Annotated in this window: 26 protein-coding genes; 14 read left to right on the plus strand and 12 right to left on the minus strand. The window is 59.8% G+C overall.

Going from position 1 to position 20,386, the window contains the following annotated elements; translation table 11 throughout:
• Positions 1-458: 458 nt before the first annotated feature.
• From ACYQ3J_RS00850 to ftsY, 12 genes are all read left to right on the plus strand, one after another.
• On the plus strand, positions 459-3,764 hold the full coding sequence (locus ACYQ3J_RS00850; protein WP_460124537.1) for an Eco57I restriction-modification methylase domain-containing protein: 3,306 nt from the start codon (positions 459-461) through the stop codon (positions 3,762-3,764).
• 79 nt (positions 3,765-3,843) lie between these two features.
• Complete coding sequence (locus ACYQ3J_RS00855) at positions 3,844-5,667, plus strand: ATP-dependent DNA ligase (protein ID WP_460123178.1); 1,824 nt, start codon at positions 3,844-3,846, stop codon at positions 5,665-5,667.
• 19 nt (positions 5,668-5,686) lie between these two features.
• The gene (locus ACYQ3J_RS00860; RefSeq protein WP_460124540.1) at positions 5,687-6,136 is read left to right on the plus strand and encodes a ribonuclease P protein component 4; all 450 of its coding nucleotides are present in this window, start codon (positions 5,687-5,689) and stop codon (positions 6,134-6,136) included.
• On the plus strand, positions 6,051-6,350 hold the full coding sequence (locus ACYQ3J_RS00865; protein ID WP_460123180.1) for a YhbY family RNA-binding protein: 300 nt from the start codon (positions 6,051-6,053) through the stop codon (positions 6,348-6,350). Before ACYQ3J_RS00860 ends, ACYQ3J_RS00865 begins: the two co-directional genes overlap by 86 nt.
• Positions 6,334-6,795 (plus strand): 30S ribosomal protein S19e, encoded by a 462-nt coding sequence (locus tag ACYQ3J_RS00870; protein WP_460123183.1) that lies wholly within the window; start codon positions 6,334-6,336, stop codon positions 6,793-6,795. The genes ACYQ3J_RS00865 and ACYQ3J_RS00870 overlap by 17 nt, the downstream gene beginning before the upstream one ends.
• 89 nt (positions 6,796-6,884) lie before the next feature.
• A complete protein-coding gene (locus ACYQ3J_RS00875; RefSeq protein ID WP_460123186.1) occupies positions 6,885-7,238 on the plus strand; it encodes a DNA-binding protein in 354 nt (117 codons plus the stop codon).
• Between the two features lie 39 nt (positions 7,239-7,277).
• Positions 7,278-7,433, plus strand: coding sequence for a 50S ribosomal protein L39e (locus tag ACYQ3J_RS00880; protein WP_460123189.1), 156 nt, complete (start codon positions 7,278-7,280; stop codon positions 7,431-7,433).
• A 22-nt stretch (positions 7,434-7,455) separates the two neighbouring features.
• Complete coding sequence (locus ACYQ3J_RS00885) at positions 7,456-7,788, plus strand: 50S ribosomal protein L31e (protein WP_460123192.1); 333 nt, start codon at positions 7,456-7,458, stop codon at positions 7,786-7,788.
• Positions 7,789-7,820: 32 nt separating this feature from the next.
• Positions 7,821-8,507: a translation initiation factor IF-6 gene (locus ACYQ3J_RS00890; RefSeq protein ID WP_460123195.1), complete on the plus strand. Its 687-nt coding sequence runs from the start codon at positions 7,821-7,823 to the stop codon at positions 8,505-8,507.
• The gene (gene rpl18a, locus ACYQ3J_RS00895) at positions 8,504-8,767 is read left to right on the plus strand and encodes a 50S ribosomal protein L18Ae (RefSeq protein ID WP_460123198.1); all 264 of its coding nucleotides are present in this window, start codon (positions 8,504-8,506) and stop codon (positions 8,765-8,767) included. Before ACYQ3J_RS00890 ends, rpl18a begins: the two co-directional genes overlap by 4 nt.
• Entirely contained in the window at positions 8,767-9,201 is a 435-nt protein-coding gene (gene pfdA / locus ACYQ3J_RS00900; RefSeq protein WP_460123201.1) for a prefoldin subunit alpha, read from the plus strand. The genes rpl18a and pfdA overlap by 1 nt, the downstream gene beginning before the upstream one ends.
• A gap of 18 nt (positions 9,202-9,219) precedes the next feature.
• Positions 9,220-10,140 (plus strand): signal recognition particle-docking protein FtsY, encoded by a 921-nt coding sequence (gene ftsY, locus ACYQ3J_RS00905; protein WP_460123204.1) that lies wholly within the window; start codon positions 9,220-9,222, stop codon positions 10,138-10,140.
• A gap of 9 nt (positions 10,141-10,149) precedes the next feature.
• Here the strand turns inward: ftsY and ACYQ3J_RS00910 are convergent, their stop codons facing one another.
• From ACYQ3J_RS00910 to ACYQ3J_RS00950, 9 genes are all read right to left on the minus strand, one after another.
• Positions 10,150-11,007 (minus strand): CBS domain-containing protein, encoded by an 858-nt coding sequence (locus ACYQ3J_RS00910; RefSeq protein ID WP_460123208.1) that lies wholly within the window; start codon positions 11,005-11,007, stop codon positions 10,150-10,152.
• Between the two features lie 6 nt (positions 11,008-11,013).
• The gene (locus ACYQ3J_RS00915) at positions 11,014-12,033 is read right to left on the minus strand and encodes a CBS domain-containing protein (protein ID WP_460123211.1); all 1,020 of its coding nucleotides are present in this window, start codon (positions 12,031-12,033) and stop codon (positions 11,014-11,016) included.
• A gap of 7 nt (positions 12,034-12,040) precedes the next feature.
• Positions 12,041-12,817 (minus strand): CBS domain-containing protein, encoded by a 777-nt coding sequence (locus ACYQ3J_RS00920; RefSeq protein WP_460123214.1) that lies wholly within the window; start codon positions 12,815-12,817, stop codon positions 12,041-12,043.
• A gap of 120 nt (positions 12,818-12,937) precedes the next feature.
• Positions 12,938-13,249, minus strand: a complete 312-nt coding sequence (locus ACYQ3J_RS00925) for a 50S ribosomal protein L35ae (RefSeq protein ID WP_460123217.1) — start codon at positions 13,247-13,249, stop codon at positions 12,938-12,940.
• A gap of 41 nt (positions 13,250-13,290) precedes the next feature.
• Positions 13,291-13,983: a hypothetical protein gene (locus tag ACYQ3J_RS00930; RefSeq protein WP_460123220.1), complete on the minus strand. Its 693-nt coding sequence runs from the start codon at positions 13,981-13,983 to the stop codon at positions 13,291-13,293.
• Entirely contained in the window at positions 13,952-14,533 is a 582-nt protein-coding gene (locus ACYQ3J_RS00935; protein WP_460123224.1) for a hypothetical protein, read from the minus strand. The genes ACYQ3J_RS00930 and ACYQ3J_RS00935 overlap by 32 nt, the downstream gene beginning before the upstream one ends.
• A gap of 121 nt (positions 14,534-14,654) precedes the next feature.
• A complete protein-coding gene (locus ACYQ3J_RS00940; protein ID WP_460123227.1) occupies positions 14,655-15,632 on the minus strand; it encodes a DHH family phosphoesterase in 978 nt (325 codons plus the stop codon).
• A gap of 4 nt (positions 15,633-15,636) precedes the next feature.
• Entirely contained in the window at positions 15,637-16,170 is a 534-nt protein-coding gene (locus ACYQ3J_RS00945; RefSeq protein WP_460123229.1) for an HIT family protein, read from the minus strand.
• The gene (locus ACYQ3J_RS00950) at positions 16,167-16,883 is read right to left on the minus strand and encodes a hypothetical protein (RefSeq protein ID WP_460123233.1); all 717 of its coding nucleotides are present in this window, start codon (positions 16,881-16,883) and stop codon (positions 16,167-16,169) included. Before ACYQ3J_RS00950 ends, ACYQ3J_RS00945 begins: the two co-directional genes overlap by 4 nt.
• 135 nt (positions 16,884-17,018) lie before the next feature.
• Between ACYQ3J_RS00950 and ACYQ3J_RS00955 the strand changes: the two genes are divergently transcribed.
• Positions 17,019-17,465 carry a hypothetical protein gene (locus ACYQ3J_RS00955; RefSeq protein ID WP_460123236.1) on the plus strand — a complete coding sequence of 149 codons (447 nt, stop codon included), beginning with the start codon at positions 17,019-17,021 and terminating at the stop codon, positions 17,463-17,465.
• Here the strand turns inward: ACYQ3J_RS00955 and radA are convergent.
• On the minus strand, positions 17,449-18,408 hold the full coding sequence (gene radA / locus ACYQ3J_RS00960; RefSeq protein WP_460123238.1) for a DNA repair and recombination protein RadA: 960 nt from the start codon (positions 18,406-18,408) through the stop codon (positions 17,449-17,451). The two genes, ACYQ3J_RS00955 and radA, sit on opposite strands and share 17 nt — an antisense overlap.
• A gap of 137 nt (positions 18,409-18,545) precedes the next feature.
• Here radA and ACYQ3J_RS00965 point away from each other — a divergent pair, with 137 nt between their 5' ends.
• Positions 18,546-19,943, plus strand: coding sequence for a threonyl-tRNA synthetase editing domain-containing protein (locus ACYQ3J_RS00965; RefSeq protein WP_460123241.1), 1,398 nt, complete (start codon positions 18,546-18,548; stop codon positions 19,941-19,943).
• On the opposite strand, the gene ACYQ3J_RS00970 is transcribed toward ACYQ3J_RS00965, so the two are convergent.
• Together ACYQ3J_RS00970 and ACYQ3J_RS00975 are read right to left on the minus strand one after the other, a co-directional pair.
• Positions 19,882-20,073: a hypothetical protein gene (locus ACYQ3J_RS00970; RefSeq protein WP_460123245.1), complete on the minus strand. Its 192-nt coding sequence runs from the start codon at positions 20,071-20,073 to the stop codon at positions 19,882-19,884. The genes ACYQ3J_RS00965 and ACYQ3J_RS00970 overlap by 62 nt on opposite strands.
• Positions 20,070-20,378 (minus strand): hypothetical protein, encoded by a 309-nt coding sequence (locus ACYQ3J_RS00975; RefSeq protein WP_460123247.1) that lies wholly within the window; start codon positions 20,376-20,378, stop codon positions 20,070-20,072. Before ACYQ3J_RS00975 ends, ACYQ3J_RS00970 begins: the two co-directional genes overlap by 4 nt.
• Positions 20,379-20,386 lie beyond the last annotated feature (8 nt).

Raw genomic sequence — 20,386 nt, forward strand, 5'->3', positions numbered from 1 at the left:
TGGTTCATACAGATTCCCGGAGAGTTCAGGGCTAGCGAGGCTAGGCGTGGAGACCTACTAGGTGAAACAGGACCAAGCGTATCTGAGATACTTGAAATTATTGCGGAAAGGAGGCTACGCGTAAAGGGAAGAATTATGATTAAGAGGAGGCTTCTAACCTGCCTCAATAGCATACGGCACTAGCTAGTATTACCTAAGTAGTTTTGAGGCTATACGCATTCACGTCAAGGGAAAACGTATACGTATGTGGATATACGCCCATATAGGGGTTGCCGGGTGAGCCTAGCTATCCCACCAGAACCCCTTATGGACAAGGAGGCGATAAGAAGAGGGCTTGAGGTTCACCGCGGGGTTGAGAATACTAAGCAGGACTTCGCAGCCATGATATGGGACCGTACCCCTGCTTCTATGACTGGGTTAATGGATAGGATGGAGTTGAGCGAGGGTAGGTAACAGTGATGGGGCAAGTTGACGTCGAAAAGGTTTTAACGGAGCTTAAGAAGGCTGCAGCAACGGCTTCAAACGAGGAAGAATTCAAGATTAACGCTGAAAGGATCCTCTACGATGAGGTAATTTCGAAACTCGGCCTTCAGCCAGGGAGGCATGAGTACGCATTAATCCTTGGGGGGAAGACGGACGCTTTATATGGACGCGTAATAATCGAGTATAAGGCTCCCGGTAAACTGTCTAGGCCATCCGATATTGCTAAGGCCAAGGAACAACTCGTAAAATACATTATAAAGATGGAGGCTGAGACGAAGGAAGGGAGGCACAAGTACTTAGGCGTTATCCTAAGCGATAAAATAGCGTTTGTCAGGTATGATGCGAGGAATAAGAGCTGGGTTATGAGAGGCCCCTACGACCTAAACAGAGAGACCGTGCTCAGACTCATCGAGGCTATCAGGGGGTTAAACAGGAAGAAGCTTACGGTCGACGAGCTTCTCAAGGATTTTGGGCCAAGAAGCCCGGTTGCGAGGAGAGCCGTGAGGGTCTTCTACGACAAGATTACGAATCCTAAGAGTCCCAAGTCTAGGGTTTTGTTTAATGACTGGATGAGGCTGTTCTCGCAGGTGTGCGCGTATAGCCCTGAAAAGCTCAGGGGGCTGGAAAAAGAGTACAGGATCTCCGGCCGAGTGGATTATAGCGCCCTCCTATTCGCTATCCACACATACTACGCGCTCATAATGAAACTGCTGGCTGCAGAGATAGCTTACCTCTACGGGTCCGGCAGGTTTCTGAAGTCGTACATAGACGAGATCGGAGACGCCCATATGAGGGGGCTGGATTCCCTGAAAAGGGCCTTAGAGGAGCTTGAGAGCGGAGGGGTTTTCAGAAAGCTGCTTAACATCACTAACTTCATTGAAGGCGACTACTTCTCATGGTACCTCGAGGAGCTAGACGAGGAGCTAGCGGGGGTCATAGCTGAGATCGCTAAGGCACTCTCATACTACGAGCCAGCCACGCCTGTACTGGAGCCTGAGCATGCTAGAGACCTGCTCAAGAGACTATACCAGAACCTTGTGCCAAAGGAGATAAGGTATAATCTAGGAGAGTACTATACGCCCGACTGGCTAGCCGAGCTAGTATTAAACGAGGCTGGCTTGACAGTTGAACACTTCGAGAAGCTGGCCAGGGAGAAGAATGACGTGCTGGCCCCGCTCAACCTGAGGGTGCTTGACCCAGCGTGCGGCTCGGGCACTTTCCTCGTGCTCGCGATAAAAAGGTTCAGGGAGTACGCTGAGAGGCACTACCTTAACGACGTGCTTGCAAGCTACCTCCTGAGGAACGTTGTAGGCTTCGACCTGAACCCTCTAGCAGTCCTAGCCGCTAGAACCAACTACCTACTCGCCATAGCCGACTTGCTGCCATACGTTAAAGGCCCCATAGAAATACCCGTCTACCTAGCCGACTCGTTGCTCGTTGAGTCAAGAGGCACATTAACGGGCGTATCCTACGTAATCAAGACGTCGGTTGGAGAGTTCATTATACCAAAGTCTATCGTGGATAAGGGACTCCTGGGAAGACTGCTAGAGAGCATAGACAGGTACGTAAGGCTAGGGTATAGCATAGAGGAGTTCAAGCAAGTGATTAAGAGGGAGCTTGATAATCTAGGTGAAGCCGAGCTAAGTCTAATAGGAAGATTGTATGGAAAATTCTTAGAGCTAGAGAAGGAGGGTAAAAACCATGTCTGGGCGTCTATAATCAGAAACGCGTTTGCTCCACTCGTCATTACGAGTTCCTACGGGAAATTCGACTATGTTGTAGGGAATCCTCCATGGGTTAACTGGGAAAACGTAGCTGAAGAGATCAAGCCCAAGATTAAAGAGTTGTACAGAGCCTACGGCATCTTTCCAAGTAATCCGAATGCACAGAGTAAAGTAGATCTTTCAATGATATTCGCATACAGATGCATAGATAAATACCTGGCTGACGGCGGGGTCTTCGGCTTCCTAATTAACGATGCAGCGTTTAAAGCCATGGCAGGCAGCGGTTTCAGAAAGTTTAGATTCAAGAAGGTTGCATCAGGCGAGGCTAGAGTTGTCCCGTTTAAAGTAAAGGTTATCCACGATTTAGTTCACATTAAACCGTTTGAAAAAGCTTCTAACCGAACATCCATGTTTATAGCCAGGAAGGGTGAGGAGACAACATTCCCCATACCCTATATTAAGTGGTTTAAGATAACAAGAGGAAAGATACCTCAAGACATGCCCCTAGAGGAAGTCGTTAAAATCACTAAAACCGTAAAATACTACGCCAGGCCTTTAGGCGGGTACAAGCCTTACGAAGACGTCCCTCCACTCCTCCCGCTTCGTGAAAAAGGATTATTTGATAAGCTGGATAGGCTTATCGGAAACTCGGCGTATAGAGCTTATGGTGGGGCGGATCTTTACCCTGCAGCCGTCTATAGAGTACGCATTTTAGACGAGACAGACGAGAAAGCTGTTTCGGTTGAGAATCTAGCTGAGCGTGGACGAAAGGCAAAGGTTAAGCAGGTTAAAGCTATCTTAGAAAAGGATCTAGTTTACCCAATACTAGAAAATAGAGGGATTTCGAGATGGCGTATTAACATTGCTGCATACGGTGTAATACCTCATGATAGTAAAACCGTTAGACCTATACCGGAAAACGAATTAAAAGTAAGGTATCCAAAGACCTATGCCTACTTAAGTGAATTTAAGCAGCTACTATTAAATAGGTCGGATTACAGGCACTATGGAAGAGGTCAACCCTTCTATTTTATCTACAAGCTTACAAGCCAAACGTTGGCTAGCGTAAAGGTCGTAATGAATGGTATGGGTGATAGTCTGAATGCAGCGGTAGCTACTCCGTTTACTAACGCCTATTTAGGAAGTAAACCTGTTATACCCGAGCATGTTATTACATTCATACCTGTAAAGAGTGAAGATGAAGCTCATTACATTTGCGCCATACTTAACTCGAGCCTTGTAAATCTAATCTTACAGTCAATCGCTAAGGGCGGAAAGAACTTTGCCACGCCAAACCTTGTAAACATGATAAATATAATGCGCTTTGACCCCTCAAACAGGATTCATGCAAAGCTAGCCATGCTTTCGAGGAAAGCGCATGAACTCGCTAAGGTAAATGGTTTTTCCGAGCTAAAAGCCGTTGAGGAGGAAATAGATAGAACCGTTGCTCAGCTCTACGGCTTAACAGAGGAGGAGCTTGAAGATGTCAAAAGGGGTCTAGCTATCCTTGGGGGTGAGGAGGTTGAGGAGGCTGAGCATTCTAGTAATGAACGCTGATCCACTAAAGTAGCTCCGACGCCTGATAGGGTTTATTGCATTCCCCAGACCTTAAAATGACTGGCGGGCGGGTCCGGAGATGGGTGGCGAGAGGGATTTAGAGTTCAGTGTTTTGGCTGACGCCTTTGAGGCTATGGAGAAGATAACTTCTAGAACACAGCTGACGATGTTGACTGTTAGGCTGTTGAAGAAGACTCCGCCTGAGGTCGTCGATAAAGTAGTCTACCTGATACAGGGCAAGCTCGGGCCCGACTGGAAGGGCTACCCGGAGCTGGGTGTTGGGGAGAAGCTGCTGATAAACGCTATAGCCTTAGCCTACAGGGTCTCGACGTCCCAGGTTGAGAAGCTCTACAAGACCCTCGGGGACCTGGGCTCGGCTGCTCAGAGGCTCGCTGAGAAGTTCAGGTCCCAGAGGAGGCCGATGGGCCTGGAGGCCTTCATGGGCGTGAGCGGGGGGAAGCTCACTGTCAGCAAGGTCTACAACACCCTCCTGAGGGTTGCGATGGCGACTGGCGAGGGGAGCAGGGACCTCAAGCTGAGCCTGATCTCGGGCCTCCTCGCGGAGGCTTCTCCGAAGGAGGCTAAGTACATAGTACGTTTCATCGAGGGCAAGCTCCGGCTCGGGGTCGGGGATGCAACCATTCTGGACGCGCTGGCCATAGCGTTCGGCGGCGGGGCCAGGGCTAGGGAGCTCATTGAGAGGGCCTACAACCTCCGGGCCGACCTGGGCTTGATAGCGAGGACGGTGATGGAGCACGGCGTGGAGGCGCTCAAGGATGTAAAGCCAATGGTGGGGATCCCCGTGAGGCCGATGCTGGCGGAGAGGCACAACGACCCCGCGGAGATCCTGAGGAAGGTGGGTGGCAGGGGGCTCGTCGAGTACAAGTACGACGGTGAGAGGGGGCAGATCCACAAGGACGGCGACAACATCTACATATTCTCCAGGAGGCTAGAGAACATCACGCGCATGTACCCCGACGTCGTGGAGATGGCGAGGAGACACATCAAGGCGGAGAAGGCCATCGTGGAGGGGGAGATAGTAGCGATAGATCCCGACACCATGGAGCTGAGGCCCTTCCAGGAGCTCATGAGGAGGAAGAGGAAGCACGACATACACAGAGCCATGCAGGAGGTGCCAGTAGCGGTCTTCTTATTCGACGCCCTCTACAGGGAGGGCGAGGATCTCACCACGAAGCCGCTGCCCGTAAGGAGGAGGCACCTGGAGGAGATTGTAGAGGCTAGTGAGAGGTTCAGCCTAGCCACCCACATCATTACTAGTAGCCCCGACGAGCTCCAAAAGTTCTTCCTGAAGGCTATAGAGGACGGCGCGGAGGGTGTCATGGTTAAGGCCATCCATGACAAGTCGATTTACCGCGCGGGCGCCCGCGGGTGGCTCTGGATAAAGTATAAGAGGGACTACAAGAGCGAGATGATCGACACTGTCGACCTCGTAGTAGTCGGCGGCTTCTACGGGAAGGGCAGGAGGGGTGGTAAGATAGGCACACTCCTCATGGCCGCCTACGACCCCAAGACTGACACGTTCAAGACCGTGTGCAAAGTAGGCTCCGGTTTCACCGACGAGGACCTCGACCGCATGGATGAGATCCTCGGCCCCTACAGGATCCCGCACAAGCACCCCCGTGTCGACTCTAAGCTTGAGGCTGACGTCTGGTTCGTCCCGGCTAAGGTGGCTGAGATAATAGGGGCCGAGCTGACCCTGTCGCCGATGCACACCTGCTGCCTCGGCAAGATAAAGCCCGGCGTAGGCATCTCGATAAGGTTCCCTAGGTTCATAAGGTGGAGGGATGACAAGAGCCCCGAGGACGCTACGACGGAGGACGAGCTGGTCGAGATGTATAAGAGGCAGCTGAGGAAAATTGAGGAGGAGCAGGCGCCTAGCTAGGGACATCGCCAGGCAGAGGATGGTGATCCTGTACAGGCTAGCCGTCGACGCCGTGAGGGCTGGCGAGGTAGGCTACGCTAGGATGCTCACCAGCCTGATCAGGAGGATTGCCGAGAGGAGCAGGGTCAGGCCGCCGAGGTGGGTGAAGAGGGGCATCTGCAAGAACTGCGGCGCGCCCCTCATCCCGGGCGTGACCGCTAGGGTGAGGCTCCGAAGCCAGGGCGGGATGTCTTACAGGGTCGTCGTGTGCAGCCTCTGCGGCTGGATCCACCGGTACCCCTATAAGATCCGGGGCCGCGCGCCCAGGTCCCGGGGAGGGCATGAGGGTGAACGCGGGGAGCCTGAGGGAGGCGGTGAAGAGGGCCCACCACTCGAGCCCCGACGTGATCATAGGGAAGAATGGGATCACCGAGGGGGTTATCGAGGAGATCAAGCGGAGGCTCAAAGCCAAGGGCGTGATCAAGGTTAAGATGCTGAAGACGGCGCTCGCAACAGAGGGGCTTGACAGGAGGGAGGCCGCTGGGCTAGTAGCCCGGCTCGCTGGAGCGAAGCTCATGGGCGTTAGGGGGAGGACGTTCGTCCTAGCCTCCAGGGAGCAGCCGTGGGAGGGTGCTAATTTAAACTCCCGAACCCGCAGCCCTAGGCCTGCGGGAGGGCGGGGAAGGCGTGCCCACGGCGCTTGACGTTCCCGCGGACCTGCTGATCAGGAGGGTTGCCGAGAAGCTGAAGAACGAGTACGAGCAGGTGAAGCCGCCTGTATGGGCGTTCTTCGCCAAGACGGGCGTGCACAAGGAGAGGCCTCCCCAGGACCCCGACTGGTGGTACATGAGGGCCGCGTCGATACTCAGGAAGCTCTACAAGTCCGGCCAGCCCATCGGGATCGAGAGGTTTAGGACGATCTACGGGGGCAGGATGAACAGGGGCGTTGCCCCGGAGAGGTTCGCGAAAGCCAGCGGATCGGTTATACGCAAGATCCTCCAGCAGCTGGAGGAGGCCGGGCTCGTCAAGAAGGTGCCCGGCAAGGGTAGAACCCTGACCCCGCTAGGCAGGAGCCTGCTGGACAGGACCGCTAAGGAGATAATGCAGGAGCTAGTGAAGGAGTACCCCGAGCTGGAGAGGTACCTCTAAACCCCTTCCAGCCCCTCCTCCCAGAGGCACTCCCGGGGACCGATGCCTATTAACCCTGACCGCGCACCCCGCTGGGCAGGTGCGCTGAGATGGCGCTAGAGCCTTCCGACGACGCAGAGTTGGAGGAGATACGTAGAAGGAAGCTCCTCGAGCTACAGAGGCGGCTGGAGGAGGAGAGGAGGCGCAGGGAGCAGGAGGCGCTGCGGGAGGCGCAGAGGGAGGCTCTGCTTAGGAGGATCCTAACCGAGCGGGCGAGGAGCAGGCTGACGAACGTGAGGCTAGTCAAGCCTGAGCTAGCCGAGGCAGTCGAGAACTACGTGATCCAGCTCGTCCAGGCTGGCAGGCTTCAGCCGCCGGTCGGGGAGGATATAGTTATAGAGCTACTCGCACGGCTTGACTCCGCGGGGAAGAGGGAGCCGAGGATACGCTTCAAAAGGAAGTAGCCACCCGGCAGCCGGGGCTTGGATGGGGGTGCAGCGGCGGTGGCGAGGAATAAGCCTCACGCGAGGAAGCTCAGGCTGGCTAGGGCTTTGAAGTCGAACAGCGCTGTCCCGGTTTGGGTTATCATTAAAACCAATAGGAGGGTCACCTTCAGCCCTGCGAGGAGGCACTGGAGGGTCTCGAAGCTGAAGGTTTGAGCTGCTGTAGGGGTGGCTGGCGGTGCCCACTGAGCCGGGGAGGTACGTCTACGTGGTCCCCCTGGCCCGCGTGTACTGGGGGAGGAGGTCTAACCGCGCCGACAGGGCTGTGAGGCTCCTGCGGCGATTCGTGGCCAGGCACACCAAGGCCGACCGAGTGGTCATAGATAACGAGGTCAACGAGTACATATGGAGCAGGGGCCGCGAGAAGCCGCCGAGAAGGGTTAAGGTAGTGGTCACCGTTAAGGAGGTTGAGGAGGAGGGTGAGAAGGTAAGGGTGGCGCTCGTTAGGCTCGCCGGCGGCAAAGTCAAACCTGGCGTCTACGAGGCCGGGAAGGAGGCTGGGAAGGGGTAGCCTGCCTCCGCCAGGGGCTGGGGGCTTGACCCATGGCGAAATTTGAAGTGGCGAAGCTGCAGATTCTAGGCAACCCAAACGTAGGCGTCTACATCCACGCTACAAACCACTGGGCCTTCGTCCCCCCGGGGCTTCAGCGCGACGACATTGAAGCCATTCAGAGCGTGCTGAAGGTTGACGTTATCGAGGTCACTGTGTCTAGGACCAGGCTCCTTGGCGTCATAATGGCTGGGAACGATAATGGAATAATTCTCCCGAAGACGGTCGCGGACGATGAGCTTAAGACCATAAAGGAGGCGGTTGGCGACGCCAACGTGGTCATCCTCCCCTCCACGAATAACGCTGTGGGGAACCTGATAGCCGCGAACAACAAGGGGGCCGTGGTTTACCCCGGCCTGGAGGATGAGGCCGTTAAGGTCGTGGAGGACGCGCTGGGGGTTGAGGTTGTTAAGGCGAGGATAGCCGGCACCCCGGCGGTGGGCTCGGTGGTGCTGGCCAACAACAGGGGCGGCCTGGTCCACCCCAACGCGAGCGAGGACGAGATAAAGATGCTTAGCGAAGTATTCAAGGTCCCCCTGGTGCCGGGAACAGTTAATTTCGGCGTCTCACTGGTACGCACGGGCCTGGTGGCGAATGATAAAGGGGCTATAGCCGGCATGGACACTACGGGCCCCGAGCTGGCCCGTATCCAGTACGCCCTAGGGGGTGGCATGGGGTGAGTGAGGTTAAGATATTCCGTGTGAGCGGCCGCATGCTACTCTCCCATGACAGGTTCCCCGAGTGGAGGAAGTTCGCCGTATACGTGAGGGCCCTGAAGCCGGAGCACGCCTTGGAGCGAGTCTACTCCGAGCTGGGCTCGAGGCATAAGCTGAGGAGGAGGCACATCAAGATAGACCGCGTTGAAGAGGTTCCGCTCGAGGAAGTCGAGGACTTAACCGTGATCAAGCTAGCGCAGCTGGAGCGCTGGGTGAAGGCTTAATGGCTAAGCAGCAGCGGCGCGCCGAGGAGCTGGTGTACATTCAAAGCCAGCTCGCCGCCATCCAGGAGCAGATAGAGGCCACTCAAGCCCTTATAGCGCAGCTAGAGGCGGCGGTCAACAACCTAAAGCTAGCGTCAGACTCTATCGACGGTATTGTCAAGCACGGAGAGGAGGTTATCTTCCCCCTCGACCCGGGCTTCAACGCCTACACGCGCGGCCGGCCTCTAAGCAGGGACAGGTTCATAGTACACTTGGGGCTCGAGTACTACGCTGAAACCGACGCGTCAACCGCCCTCCAGATAATAGCCAGGAAGAGGGGGAGGCTCGAGAAGAGCCTGCAGGAGCTCCGGGAGAGGCTGAATGCGCTCGCCCAGCTCTACGAGAAGTACAAGAAGGCGCTAGCCGAGGCCCTGCAAGCGGCGGAGCAGAAGTAGAGAGGGTGAAGGCCTCCCGTGCTGGATAGACTCAGATCCGCTTTAAGCGACGCAATCAAGTCCCTAGCCTCTAGGGCGCTAAGGAAGACCATCACGGAGGAGGATGTAGACGAGGTACTCGAGGAGCTGAAGCTGAGGCTTCTGGAGAGCGAGGTCGCCTTCGAGGTCGCCGAGAAGCTGGCGGAGCGGGTTAAGCAGCGCCTTGTAGGGCTGACCGTGGAGAGGGGGTGGGACGCCGAGAAGGCTATCGCCTCAGCCCTCAGGGAGGCCCTGCTCGAGGTTCTAGGCCGCCCCGGCCCCGACCTAGTCGAGGAGGCTAAGAGGAGGTGCGGCGGGGAGAGGCCCCTCGTCGTGGTGTTCCTCGGCGTCAACGGGGTCGGGAAGACCACTACCATAGCTAAGCTGGCTTACCTCATGAAGAGGAGCGGCGTGACCCCGGTGCTCGCGGCGGCCGACACCTTCAGGGCCGGGGCCCAGGAGCAGATTGAAGCCCACGCCTCGAGGCTGGGCGTCCCGCTAGTTAAGGGCAGGTACGGCTCGGACCCTGCGAGCGTGGCGTTTAACGCCGTCGAGTACGCGAGGGCCAGGAACTACTGCGTGGTCCTCGTCGACACCGCTGGCAGGATGCACGTCGACTACGATCTAATGGGTGAGATGAGGAAGATCGTCAGGGTAGTAAAGCCTGACTTCAAGGTGCTCGTAGTCGACGCTCTAACTGGTAACGACGCCGTCGAGCAGGCTAGGAGGTTCAACGAGGAGGTGGGCGTTGACGGCTTTATAATCACCAAGGTCGACTCTGACGTGAAGGGCGGTGTGGCAGTCTCGATAGCTGAGGCTACCGGGAAGCCCATCCTCTACTTAGGCATGGGCCAGAGGTACGAGGACCTCCAGCGGTTCGACCCAGAGAAGCTCGTGGACTCCATATTACCTGAGCGATAACCCTTCACGTTAAGCCTTTAGGATAGCGGCTAGGACCTCAAGCTTAGACACTATCCCGAGTAAGGCTCCATTCTTCCCCACGACCGGCAGTGCGCCGATGCGCTCCTCGTACATTAGGCGGGACGCCTCGGCTAGATCCTCCTCGGGGCTTGCAGTCTCTGGGCTAGAAGTCATCACGTCGCCTGCCGTGAGCAGGGGGCACGGGGTTAAGTCCGGGAAGCCCGTGTGGTAGGCGAGCCTACCTTTTACCCTCCCACGCCTCCTCCCCAGCCGTGCTCCAGGCTCCCTCAGCGCGATCCCGGACAGCATCAGGTCTTTCTTGGCGATTATGCCTACCGGCTTCCCGTCCGAGCCCACTATGACCACCTTGCCGGCAGGATCTGCTTGAGCAAGCCTTGCAATATAGTAAATGTGGTGCTCGGGCCGCCCCACCGCCACGTCTCTCCTCATCACATCTCCAACCCTAAAGACGCCCCGGTACCGCTCGTAGTAAGCCCTGAGGAGGTCGCTCCTGGTTATAATCCCGACCAGCGAGCCGAACTTGTCAACCACTGGCAGCCCTCCAATCTTGTATTTCAACATGTAGAGCGCCGCGGACTTGATGCTCTTCAGCATCTCTATGACCTTCAGGTCCTGGCTCATAACCTCCTTCACGCGTATAGAATCCAAAGGCTTACTCGCCAGCCTGCCGGTCAACGCGTTGATCATATCACTGACCGTGAGCATGCCCACCGGCTTATCTTCTTCAACCACCACAAGCCTGCCAACCCTGTTCTTCACCATGAGCCTTCTCGCGTGGGCAAGGGTTTCCTCCGGCGTCACTGTGACGACGTTCCTCGTCATGTAGCTGGAGATCCGGGGGGGCACCCCCCTTCACACCTCCTCGATGGCTAGGGCCAGCAGCACGTCCCTTTCCGTTATGATTCCAACCACGTTATCCTCGTCATCTACAACTAGGAGGCCGTTGACCCCGTGCTCTATCATGGCCTCCGCGGCCGCGCCGACGTCCTCGTCCTGCCTTATGGTGTAGAGTCCCCTCCTGGCTATCTCGAAGATCCTCGTGTTGGTTATGACGTCCTCGATGCTGCCGGTTGCGGCCGCCTCGAACGCCTTGTGGGAGCCGAAGAACGCCACGTAATCCTTGGCTGAGACGTAGCCTTGCGCCTCTCCCCCCTTGTCTACGACCGGGAGCCTTCTAAAGCCCTGCTTCACCATCAGCTCCGCAGCCTTCTTTATCGGGTCCTCCAGGTCCACGGCCACTATGGTCCTGCTCATTATCTCCGAAACCTTCCTGCCGACGCGGACACCCTTCAGCCTGGCGATTATGTCGTGCTCTGTCACCACGCCGTAGACTGTTCCGTCCTCGTAGAGCACCGGTATCATTCCAACGCCTTCCCTCACCATCAGGGTTAGCGCCTTGTCCAGGGTGTCGCTCCTGTAGAGGAATGGCGGGTTCTTCGTCATTATCGACGTGACTTTCTCCTCGCGGAGGGCCTTGAATATGTTGTAGCCGTACCTGTTGGCTACGATGCTGTAGTACTCGCCGCCGCCAAGGTAGTTGACTAGGTCAAGGGCTGTGAGGAGCCCTACCAGCCTCTCCTTGGAGTCGACGACGAGGAGGCCCCTAACCATTTTATCCGCAATGGTCTCAGCGGCCTCAAGTATCACAGAGGAGGAGTTAACGGTGACCGGGGGCCTCGATGCTATCAGCCCGAGCTCCCCGGCCCTCTCCGCTACCCTCTGGCTCCAGTTGGGGCTCCCATCGCTCCTAAGCCACCTGATACCCTCAGGCCTCCTGATGGGGACGGGGCTCCTGGAAACGCTTACCCCACGGGACAGGCGCGCGCTTGAAACCCTCTTGAAGGCCGGCCTTCCAGGCCTCCCCGCAGCCACCACGCCATCACCTCCCTACAAGCATGAACCTCACGACATCCTCTCTGTCAATAACCCCTACAAGCCTCCGGCTCTTCGGGGACTCAATTACAGGAAGCCTTCCATAGCTCTTAATAGCCATAAGCTGCGCCGCCTCCATCAACGTAGTCCACGGGTAAACGGCTACGACGCCGGTTGTCATGGCCTCCCTAACCTTGGGCTCGCGGGCCGGCCCTGACTCGGACTCCAGCTCAACCCTCGTGTACCCCTTCCGGATTAGGTCGTACTGGGTCACTATGCCTATGAGCCTATTCTTCCCGTCGACGACCGGGAACCCTGCGTACCGAGTCGTCTTCATCAGGTTCCAGAGCCTCTGCAGGGAGTCGTCGGGGCTCACGGCGGTAACGTCCCTCGTCATCGCCTCCTCGACTCTGTGCTCGCCCAGCTCTCTGGGGTAGTTCTCCAGGGCTACCCTGATAATGTCCTCAAGCCCGAGGACGCCCAAGTACTTACGGTTCTCGTCAACGATGAACCCGTACCATTCGTCATACTTGAACATTAGCCTGGCCGCCTCGCCGATAGTCATTGACGGCTGCAGGGTGAAGGGGGGCTCCTCCATGATGTCCCTTGCGAGCGCGTTAACCTTCGTGGAAGTGAAAGCCAGCACCGTGGACCTGTAGATGACGCCCTCGAGCCTGCCCCGGTCTACGACCGCGGCAACCCTAGCCCCAGTTATTCTTAGAATCCTCCTAACTGCCGCTGCAACGGTGTGAGGCTCAACGGTGGGGGCGTTGCTCGAGGCCATTAGAACAGGGAGGCTCTCAAGCTCAGAAAATGGAGTCAGAGGCACTCACCCTAACTATCTTGTGGGGGGAGCACGGCTTTAAGCTATGAGCGGCGCCCTACCCTCAATAGACCCATACAGCTAGGCTGAGGAGGGCCTTTGCTTCTCGGGGGCCTCGGCGACTACGCGGGCCGTGATCGCCTGGCCCGGTATGTTGGGCTTGAACCTGACCAGTACAACGCTGCCTTTGGCGCCGTGCCTCCTCAGGATCCTGCCCTTATAGGTGTTGCCGTGGCGGTCCGTGAACCTAACAATGCCCCCAATGAACTTGCCTACCTCCTTCCTGTCCACGAATAGCTTAACCAGTACGTGGCTCGTGTACTGCCTGCCCCCGCCCAGCCTGTAGCCTAGAATGACCCCCTCCGCCGTTAGTTTCGCAGACGCGGCCTCCATGCCGGCCAGCCCCCCGGAGTGGAGTCTAGGCTGGTCGGGTGCTAGTTTAAAGTTAGACGTTTAAGGGTGAAGGAGTAGCGGCTCTCCACCTCAAGCCTGTAGCCGAGCAGTCTTGCTAGGGCTTTAACGTACTCCATTGACGCCTTGAACTTCTCGCTTGCCGGCTCCGCGTCTACCCCTTCAACCCTAACTACGGCGCCTCCGAGGGCTGCGGCAGCTAGTATCGCCCTGTCGCCGTCTGCGAAGCCGAAGGGTGAGACTATGCAGCCGTGCACGGGGACTTGGCTGGTCAGCAGGAGGCTTCCCCGCTGGGCCCGGGGGATCCTCTGGCTCACGGAGTGTAGGTTGTCGGCGTGGATGTGCATGAATACTATGAACCCTGCCGTGTGTGGGTCCAGCGGCGGCGCTCCGTCTGCGTCGGTCACCAGGATCGCCGGGGTGGGCCGGCGGCTGGCCGCGGCGGCTTCAACCGCGTCCTCGCCGGCCACGACTACCGCTCCGCAGCCGCGTGGCGGGCCCCCTGCTAGGGGGCCCACTACGCACACCCTCCCCCCGGCCCTCTCGATCAAGGCCTTGGCTCGCATGGCCGCCGCGCAGGCTGAGCTGCATGGAACGCTCCAGGCAACGTTGGAGGCAACGCTTGCCTCGGCCAGCCTGGAGAAGCCCAGGCGCTTCTCCACCAGCCCGTAGAGGCCCCAGAGCCTAGCCCCTGCCTCGGAGAGCCTCCTCAACAACCTGCAGTAGCCTCTCGGCGAGCCGTGCATACCTGCCCCCGCCCATGGCTTCGGACCGCTTGACGCACCATAAGAGCCCCCTAGCGTAGCCTAGGGCCCAGCCGCCTAGAACGCCCGCCTTCGCCTTGGACGCTAGGACCGCTAGCTCCACGAGGCACCCATAGGCCCTGGTGTACGGCACCCCGGGCCCCTCTCGGACAGAGGCGTCCCTGCAGGCGAACCATGCAACGTCGCCTTCGACCTCGAGGAGCTCGGGGGTGCACTCGATGGTGAACGGCTGGCCTACGGGCCTGCACGACTCCACGCGGCCGCCGCCCTCGAGGACGTGGAGGGCGAACTCCGCGGGATCCCTCGGCGTGTAAGCCACTATCCGCCCGGTCAGCCCCTCCTCGACGAGGATCCTCCAGAAGCCGCTGCCCCTGAACACCCTGAACAGGATCCTCCCACCCGCCGAGATGAAGCCGAGGGGAGAGGACCACGCGGGCTCGCCGCCCCTGCAGAGGACAGCTATAGTCTCGACGTACACCCCCTCAGGGAGGCCGTAAGCCATTAACTCCCACGCCCCCACAGCCATGCTGGAGGGGATGAGGTGGTTCTGCCGCTGCCGCCGCTCGTGAGGACTGCGAACCCCAGGCTGACCCTCCGCAACACCGGGCCTGCCCCGGCCGGTTTTAGCAGACACCCGCCGCCTCAGCAGCTCTAAGCACCGCTGAGGCAACGTAGGAGCTTTCGAGCGGCGGCCAGAGGATCCTTAGCAGCCTCACGTGGAGCGGGAGCCTCAGCCTCGCCCCAGCTGCCCTCGGGTGGCCTCCCCCGCCGAGCATGGAGGCTATCCTCTCCACGTTCACCCTCCTGCTCCTCAGGCTTATGGCTCCGTTCGGCCTGGCTATCACCGCTATGTCGGCTTGGAACCTGTAGAGGAGCGTTGACCCCACGATGCTGTTGGACGGCGGCCCCTCGTCCTTCCTCGCCACCACCACCCTGCAGCCGCTCCTTCCAACCTTAACCTTCGCGGTGCTCAGGATCTTGCTGAAGCCCTTCAACTCCCTGTTAACATAGTCCTCCAGCTTCTGCTGCATCTCCTCGTCCCAGAGCGTGCCCGAGTACAGCTTCTCCAGCAGCCTTGACCTCCACTCATCCTCGCCCCTGCGCCCTAGGATCCGGAAGAGCTTCGGGGCCAGGTGGTGGTCCCACCTCCAGAGGTCGGCGGCGCAGACTGCAGCCACTAGCTCTCTGATGTAGCCGTCGGCCTCCACCCCCTTGACTGTGGGGGCGTACTTGGCGACGACGCCGGTTGCGCAGGTGGACCTGTCCACGAATAGCTTGACACCCATGCTCTTGAACCTCTCAGCCTCGGGGCCCCAGACGTGGTGGTCGTACCACTCGACCTCCACCCCCCTCCCCAGCAGGTCCTGGACCGTTGAGACGAGGCTGTCGAGCACCGACCTGTTGACCCCCAGATCCATGACGGCCAGGACGTCGCCCTTCTCCATGTATTCCGCGTAGCCGCCTACGGCCTCGTGAAGGTTGTAGGGCTCCGCGAACACCACGGTAGCCTCGTCTGGCTCGAGACCCGCTATCCGGAGGTACACTGCGGCGCTCGCCACTCCGTCGAGGTCTGTGTGGGTCACCACGAACGTGTGACCCATCAAGCTACACCTCTAGGCCCACCCTCTTGGCCTCCTCAATCATGACGGGTTTCAGCGCGTCGTAGGTGGCGTAGAGGTCTTGCGGGATCACCTTGACCCCGCCAGTGGTTAGCATGAAGTTGGCGTCGCCGGACCACCTGGGCACGACGTGTACGTGGACGTGGCTCTCTATCCCCGCCCCGGCCGCCCTTCCAATGTTGACCCCGACATTGAACCCTTGGGGGTTGTAGACTCTCCTCAACGCCTTCATCGACGCCTTGAGGAGCAGGCTGATTTCCACCATCTCCTCGGTGGTGAGGTCCTCCAGCGAGGGCACGTGCCTCTTAGGCACAACCATTAGGTGGCCCGTGTTGTAGGGGTACTTGTTTAGTATAACGTAGGCCCTCTCCGCCTTCACGAGGACGAGCGCCTCCCTCTCATCCATGGAGAGCGCGTCGCAGAAGATGCAGGACCCGCCAGCCTTCCCCTCAGCGGCTGACTTGACGTACGTCATCCTCCACGGAGCCCAGAGCACTCTAAACCACTCAGGCCTCGTCAACGCGCCAGCACCTCCAGCAGCCACGCGAGGGGCCTCGCTCCCAGTAGGCACGCTACTGCGAAGCCTGCCAAAATGAAGGCTATAAAGGGGAGGCCGGGGGAAGCCCAGATCACTGCGTCCTCCCCCCTCTCGCCCGCCACGAGCGAGAGCAGCTCGTGCGGGTCCTCGTCTACGTAGCCCCAGTTGCCCCGCGGGCCAGTGAGTGGGTACCACCACGGCCTCTCGAACGCCTCCCTCACCGTGACCGCGACGCCTAGAAAGCAGTAGGGCAGCCACCCCCCGGCCCTCGACGCCTTCCCCCTGTTCACCGTGGCGTTGTAGAGGCAGAACGCCACCGTCAGCAAGGCCCCGGCTATCGAGGCGTAGAGGAGCGCGGCTAGAGCCGTGGGGAACCCGTCCCTAGCCGCGGGCAGTGCGTAGGCTATGAGAGCCGTAGCGTAGAAGTCCGCGCCGCCCAACATGTAGAAGTAAACCAGGGCCCCCACGACCAGCACTGCGGCTAGGTCGCCAACCACCACCGCCGCACGCACGGGCGAGAGGAGCACCTGGGCCCAGCAGAGCACCGCGAGAGGGCTCAAAGCGTAGAAGGCCACGGCCCAGTAGTAGGGGTCCACCTCCCTGTACCTCGCGTCCCTGTAGCTAGCGTAGCCCAGCAGAGCCCCCACGGCTAGGGCCTGGGGCCAGTAGCAGTCCCCCGGCATCCAAGGCGGCAAGTGCAACACCAATCCCTCATGCTGGGGCTAGTCATCCTAGCCCGGGGATTGACCCGCGGCGCTTTAGAGGCCGGCAGCTGAGGCCTAGGCTAAAGTGTACGCCTGCAAGCTTAACCCTCCGAGGTGCCCCGCGGCATGCAGGGCTGCGCCCCGGACTGGCTTCTGGAGATGCTCAAGGATGGCCCCGCGGAGCCGCTACGCTTGCCCTTAAAGTCGAGGGATGCGGGGAGGCTCGCGGGCAGGCTAACTCCTGCTAGGGGCGAGGAGTTCTACGTCTGGCTGGTCTCCCGGGGGGGATCTTGCTTCGCCTGCATAGTCTACGGCAGCTCCTTCAGCGTGGATATGGAGAGGGAGGCGGTGAGGGACCCGCTGAGCGGGTTGACTATGAGGCTGCCCGTGCCCTCGGGGCGGGTTGATGGCTTCCTCGTCTGGAGGGGCTCGTGGAGGAGGGGCCTTCTCGTCGTCGACAGCCTCAACTGCCACGCGAGGGTGTGGCCGGACGGCTCGGTTGAGTGCAGGGGCTCACGGTGCAAAGGGCCCTCCTGCCTGGAGCACTGCAGGAGGGTTATTCTGGGTCCCTGATGCCCCACTCGGTTATGGCGAATACCGTCTCGCCCTCGGGTAGGTGCGGGGCGTCGACCACCCTGGCGATTCTTCTGTTACCCCTGCTCTTCTTTAGGTACACCCTAACCCCTGGCGCGTGGGCTACGACGTGGCCTCCAACCGCCTGGGTGGGGTCTCCGTAGAAGACGTCCGGCCTTGCCATGACCTGGTTGGTCACCACCACCGCTATGCTGTGTATCTCGGCTAGCCTCATGAGCTGGTGCAGGTGCTTGTTGAGGAGCTGCTGCCTCATTGCCAGGTTCTCCCTGCCGGGGAACTCGGCTCTGAAGTGGCTTGTGAGCGAGTCGACTATGACTAGTTTAATGTTGTCCTTTTTGACTAGGTCGAACAGCTCGTCGACTATGGCCATCTGGTGGTGGCTGTTGACCGCCCTGATCCAGTAGATGCCCTCCATGGCAGCGTCGGGGTCTAGGCCTACGCCCTTAGCCATTTGCTCGATACGCTCCCACCTGAACGTTCCCTCGGTGTCGATGTAGACTGCCTTGGCGTTGAGCCCGCCCTTGTCCTCGGGCAGCTGGACGTTCACGCTGAGCTGGTGGCATATCTGCGTCTTGCCCGTGCCGTACTCCCCGTAGAACTCGGTTATAGTGTTAGTCTCTACTCCGCCGCCCAGCAGCTCGTCGAGGTTCTTGCTACCCGTGGTTATCTTCCTAACCCTCAGCCTCTCCTCCTTCAGCTCCTTCGCGGTCTTGAAGCGTATGTCCAGCGCCTCCCTGGCTGCCTTCACGATCTTCGCCGCGGCAGGGAGCGAGATGCCCGTAGCGGTGGCGATCTCCTGGGGCGTAGCCACAGCTATCGCTTCAACGCTGGCGAACCCGGCCTCTACGAGCTTCTGCGCGGTCGACGGCCCTACCCCGGGCAAGTCCGTGATCTCAGTTATACGCCCTTTCTCACCCGACACCCTTCAATCCACCCGGTAAGGTAGTGCCGCGGGCAGCACCTATAAGCTGGCAGGGTGACTTGCGCGCCCGCAGGCACGGGGGCCCCGGCGGAGTTTAATGCAACAGACCGGACAGCGGCAAGGCCGGGGTGCACGGTTTGAGGCTTCTGCTACTCCACGCCCTCGAGGCCTGGTTCAAGACTGTCCAGGAGGCTATCCGGGACCCGCCGGACCCGCCCGGCGAGGCCCGGGTCGGCGAGTGCGTTGTCGCCTTCGTCAGCGTCGAGGATGGCGACACCGAGGTCGAGGCAGCCCTTGCCGCCGAGGAGGTGGTGGCCCACGCGGCCAGGGTGGGGGTGGGCAGGGTGCTCCTCTACCCCTTCGCCCACCTCAGCCCGAGCCTCGCGCCCCCAAAGACCGCCTACAGCGTGCTGCTCAAGCTAGAGGCCGAGGTTAGGAGGAGGTTCAAGGGGGAAGCCCTCAGGGCGCCCTTCGGGTGGTACAAGGCCTTCCGAGTCCACTGTGCGGGCCACCCCATGTGCGAGCTTTCGAGGACCGTGAAGGCGTCGCAGGCAGTACTCTACAGGGGCAAGCCCCTGAGCAGCCCCAGCGGGGACCCCGTCGCCGAGGCCCTGGCGTCCAGGAGGCCCTGGGATGGTGAGGCCGTCAAGCTCCTCGCCAGGTTCCAGCTCCACCCGCCCGGCATGCTGGGCAGCGTCATGTCCGGGGCGCTGGAGGAGTGGCTCCTCTGGAAGACAGGGCTCTCCTCGAGGGGGTACTCCAGGCTCCCCGGCTCCGGGAGGGAGGGCGACTCCGGCGAGGCGGCGGTCGCGGCGCTCGCTAGGCACTGCCTGCAGGTGGCTGAGGGCGGGCTTGAGGGGGCGGTCGCGAGCCTCGGCCCAGGCGCCGTGGTCTCGTGGCGCGCACCCTCAAACCTCAGCCTTGAGGGGCTCCTCACCGAGGCCTCCAGCCTCCTAGAGGGGAGGCTGGCTAGGGTCGACCTCGACAGGGAGGCCGGGCTCTGGGCCCCGGCCGGCAGGGACTACTCTGGCTACATGGTCTTCTACAAGTCCAGGGCCGGGGCGCTCGTGCCGCTAGCCGCGTGGGTGGATGGAATAGCTTGCGTCGGCCCCACGGACGCGGTCGCCAAGGCCATACTCGACGCGGGTCTCGCCGCGGCGGAGGCCGGCGAGACCCCCACGCTCCCCGTGTGGCTCGCCCCCGTGCAGGCAGCGGTCATACCGGTGAGGAGCGAGCACGTCGACTACGCTAGGAGGGTGGCCGAGAGCCTGGCCTGGGAGGGCGTGAGGACCTACCTCGACCCACCGACGAGGGGGCTGGGTGCCAGGATAAGGGCAGCCGCCAGGCTCTGGACGCCTTACATAATAGTCATCGGCGGCAGGGAGGTCGAGAGTGGAACGGTGACCGTCAGGCGGAGGGCCTCCGGGGCCGAGCAGGAGTCAATGCCTCTCGAGGCGCTCATCGAGGAGGTCGTTAGCCAGGCGAGGCTTGGGCCTCGCTGGTCTCCTCTTCCCCCTCCTCAACCCTCCCAATGACTATGTGGAACGTGTTCTTCTTACAGTAGGGGCAGTAGTGGTATATCTTACCCATCTTGTCGAGCTTGAAGCTGACCGCTAGCACCCACTCCCTACCGCACTCGGTGCACTTCAGCCTCCACTTCGTCACGCCCTTGCACCCTCCCGGCTCGCATGGACTCCGGCACTTTTCAAGTCTGCCACGAGCTTAGCCCTCTCGATGACCCCGCGCAGACTCGGGTCGATTATGTACCTGAGCATGTACGCGGCTGAGAGGGGTATGTATACCTTCTTGGACTCGCGGAACCCGCACGCCAGGCATGAGACGCTGTAGGAGAACCTGGCCGCCTGCACCCCGTCATGCTCCACTGGGGCCTCTACAGTGTAGTGGTAAACCGCGGGCCCCCCGCACCTGGGGCAGAGGCCCTCCTTCTCAACGCTCCCACTTACAGGCATTAGGCTAC

The organism is Stetteria hydrogenophila (assembly GCF_054657575.1).

What these genes read in the sequence shown, in the direction of transcription:
- ACYQ3J_RS00955 (WP_460123236.1), top strand. Translation starts at nt 17,019, where the DNA reads ATGCAGGGCTGCGCCCCGGACTGGCTTCTGGAGATGCTCAAGGATGGC.
- ACYQ3J_RS00850 (WP_460124537.1), top strand. Translation starts at nt 459, where the DNA reads ATGGGGCAAGTTGACGTCGAAAAGGTTTTAACGGAGCTTAAGAAGGCT.
- ACYQ3J_RS00890 (WP_460123195.1), top strand. Translation starts at nt 7,821, where the DNA reads ATGGCGAAATTTGAAGTGGCGAAGCTGCAGATTCTAGGCAACCCAAAC.
- ACYQ3J_RS00935 (WP_460123224.1), bottom strand. Translation starts at nt 14,533, where the DNA reads ATGGCTTACGGCCTCCCTGAGGGGGTGTACGTCGAGACTATAGCTGTC.
- ACYQ3J_RS00975 (WP_460123247.1), bottom strand. Translation starts at nt 20,378, where the DNA reads ATGCCTGTAAGTGGGAGCGTTGAGAAGGAGGGCCTCTGCCCCAGGTGC.
- ACYQ3J_RS00920 (WP_460123214.1), bottom strand. Translation starts at nt 12,817, where the DNA reads ATGGCCTCGAGCAACGCCCCCACCGTTGAGCCTCACACCGTTGCAGCG.
- ACYQ3J_RS00860 (WP_460124540.1), top strand. Translation starts at nt 5,687, where the DNA reads ATGGTGATCCTGTACAGGCTAGCCGTCGACGCCGTGAGGGCTGGCGAG.
- ACYQ3J_RS00925 (WP_460123217.1), bottom strand. Translation starts at nt 13,249, where the DNA reads ATGGAGGCCGCGTCTGCGAAACTAACGGCGGAGGGGGTCATTCTAGGC.
- ACYQ3J_RS00855 (WP_460123178.1), top strand. Translation starts at nt 3,844, where the DNA reads ATGGGTGGCGAGAGGGATTTAGAGTTCAGTGTTTTGGCTGACGCCTTT.
- ACYQ3J_RS00875 (WP_460123186.1), top strand. Translation starts at nt 6,885, where the DNA reads ATGGCGCTAGAGCCTTCCGACGACGCAGAGTTGGAGGAGATACGTAGA.
- ACYQ3J_RS00940 (WP_460123227.1), bottom strand. Translation starts at nt 15,632, where the DNA reads ATGGGTCACACGTTCGTGGTGACCCACACAGACCTCGACGGAGTGGCG.
- pfdA (WP_460123201.1), top strand. Translation starts at nt 8,767, where the DNA reads ATGGCTAAGCAGCAGCGGCGCGCCGAGGAGCTGGTGTACATTCAAAGC.